Annotated in this window: 3 protein-coding genes; 1 reads left to right on the top strand and 2 read right to left on the bottom strand. The window is 40.4% G+C overall.

Annotation, left to right across the window (positions count from 1 at the left end; genetic code table 11):
* Nucleotides 1-149: 149 nt before the first annotated feature.
* Complete coding sequence (locus ACZFYI_RS19050) at nt 150-530, top strand: PH domain-containing protein (RefSeq protein WP_462525704.1); 381 nt, start codon at nt 150-152, stop codon at nt 528-530.
* Between the two features lie 42 nt (nt 531-572).
* On the opposite strand, the gene ACZFYI_RS19055 is transcribed toward ACZFYI_RS19050, so the two are convergent.
* Both ACZFYI_RS19055 and ACZFYI_RS19060 read right to left on the bottom strand, forming a co-directional pair.
* A complete protein-coding gene (locus ACZFYI_RS19055) occupies nt 573-1,646 on the bottom strand; it encodes a dipeptidase (RefSeq protein WP_462525705.1) in 1,074 nt (357 codons plus the stop codon).
* Nucleotides 1,647-1,820: 174 nt separating this feature from the next.
* Nucleotides 1,821-2,285 (bottom strand): RidA family protein, encoded by a 465-nt coding sequence (locus ACZFYI_RS19060; protein ID WP_462525706.1) that lies wholly within the window; start codon nt 2,283-2,285, stop codon nt 1,821-1,823.
* Between the last annotated feature and the right edge of the window lie 163 nt (nt 2,286-2,448).

Here is a 2,448-nt window from a genome sequence, read left to right on the forward strand (position 1 = left end):
ATTAGATAGCGAAGAAAACCAACCAAATTTTTCACCAACATGGCCAAATATTAACTAATCTCTTTTTTTAATCTTGAAAATTGGAATGAAAAAATAAAGAATATTTCCTTTCTTGTAAAGGAATAAACTATCCAGAATAAATATAAAATATGGGATTATTTTCGGCAATTCTCGGTAACGCAGGCCATGCCCAAAAAGAAGATCTTATCAAAGATTATGGCAGACTATTGATCGATGGAGAGGATATTGAAATGGGCTTCAAACTGATCAGGGATGTATTTATTTTCACCACCAAAAGATTGATCTTGGTCGAAAAACAAGGAGTCACAGGAAGTAAGGTGGAATATAAATCTGTTTCCTACAAAAGTATCTCCAGATTCAGTGTGGAAACGACTGGGACTTTTGACTTGGACGCCGAACTGAAAATATGGGTTTCAAGTGAGCAGATTCCAAGTATCAAAAAACAATTTTCCAAATCAGTAAATGTCTATGATGTCCAAAAAGTCTTGGCCACTTATGTCTTGAAATGAAGTTGGTCTTATATTCAAACTTCAGAAATGGCAAATAAAGTATCAGGTGGCCCAGGCTTTTTTCAAGAATCTCAGCCAATTGCCATGCATCACTTTTTCGATATCCTGAGTAGAATATCCTCTTTTAACAAGCAGGCGTGGTAATGTTTGAAGGTCGGCAATGCTTTCCAGATCATAGGGACTCTGTTCTTTACCAAAGGCCCCATCCAAATCGGACCCGATGCCGATATGGTTGGCATTTCCTGCAAGCTGACAGATATGGTCCATGTGGTCAATCATTTTTTCCAGATTGCAGCCCATTTCTTTTGGATTGGATTTTCCTCTGACCCAGTTTGGTACCATCATCCAGGCATCCAAAGCACCACCGATGACTGCCCCCCTTTCAATCAATGCTTTGATCTGATCATCTGAAAACTGTCTGTTATGATTGACCAAAGTCCTACAATTATTATGGCTTGCCCAAACATTCCCATTGAAATGATCCAAAGCTTCCCAAAAACTGTCATCGCATAGGTGGGTAGCGTCAAGAATAATATTAAGTCGCTCCATTTCTTTGAGCAGTTCCCTACCGTTTTTTTCCAATCCACCTTTTGCATCCGTGCCATTTGCATACCTGCCCGGTCCATAATGTGCCGGACCCAAAGCCCTCAAACCCGATTTATAGGCTTTTTCCAAGTAATGGAGATTGACAATGGAATCCGCACCTTCCAAAGAAAGAACATAGCCGACGGGCTTGGTGGTCCAAGGAAGTTCAAAAAGCCAAAGGTGCATGTGTTTCTCAAGACTTTCAAGATCTTTGATTTGGGTCATTTCTCCTGCATCCTCCATGGCTTTGTACCATGCCAACTGACCTTGGGTCTGTGCCCAAGCCTGTTCGGGAGAGTGCCAACCGGGCAACGGATTTTCTTTTGTCACATACCTTGCAATCTGTGTGGCCACCACCAAGCCGATATTTCCCTTTCTGAGTTCAGAAAGAGATACCACAGCATTTCCCCTGTCGGGCTTATCTGTCAATCCTTTCTCACGTGCATTGATTTCAGATAAAGGTTGCCTCAGATCCCTGTTCCATTCTAGGGCATTCATACTGAGATCGAGATGGGCGTCTATGGTGAACATTGGCAAAAGAAATAAGTGGAAATAAAGTGGGAATAAAATTGAAATAGGACCTAGAAATGGGGTTTTGTTAAAATATAATGAGCCAAAAACTTCGAATAGCGATTGAATTTGGACCTGTATCCATTTATATCAACCTTATATCGCAAAGCATTTATAAATTTATATCATTGTAAATTACTCCAATTCAAATAAAGCTTCAATCTCCACAGGAATATTGTCCGGCAAAGAACCGAAGCCTACTGCACTACGGACGCCTATTCCGTTTTCCGTTCCCCAAACAGACGCGAAGAGTTCACTGCAGCCGTTGATGACATAAGGATGTCTTTCAAATTCAGGAATGCAATTTACCATTCCCAATACTTTGATGACGCGCTTGACTTTATTTAGTGAGCCTATATTGGCTTTGATCGTGGCTAACATGGCTAGGCCAACTTGTCTTGCTGCCAATTTTCCTTCCTCCATGTCCATGTCTTTTCCGACCCGGCCAATGATCAAGGTTCCGTCCTCTTTTACAGTTCCATGGCCTGACAGGTACAGATATTTCCCATCTACCAAACAGGGTTTATAAACGCCAAGCGGCTTCGGAGGTGGAGGTAAAGTCAGGCCTAATGCTGCAAAATTTTCTTCAGGGGTTTTCATGAAATTAGATTTGAGATTTGAGACAGGAGATTTGAGATTCGATTGAAGTATGATAGAAATAAGGTTGAAATATTATTGAAATAAAGTAGAAATAGGTTTGGTTCTTGAGGATTGATTACAATCAATCATTTTTTTGAATCTAAAGATTTATGAACTGAAATTT

Source organism: Aquiflexum sp. (genome assembly GCF_977115555.1).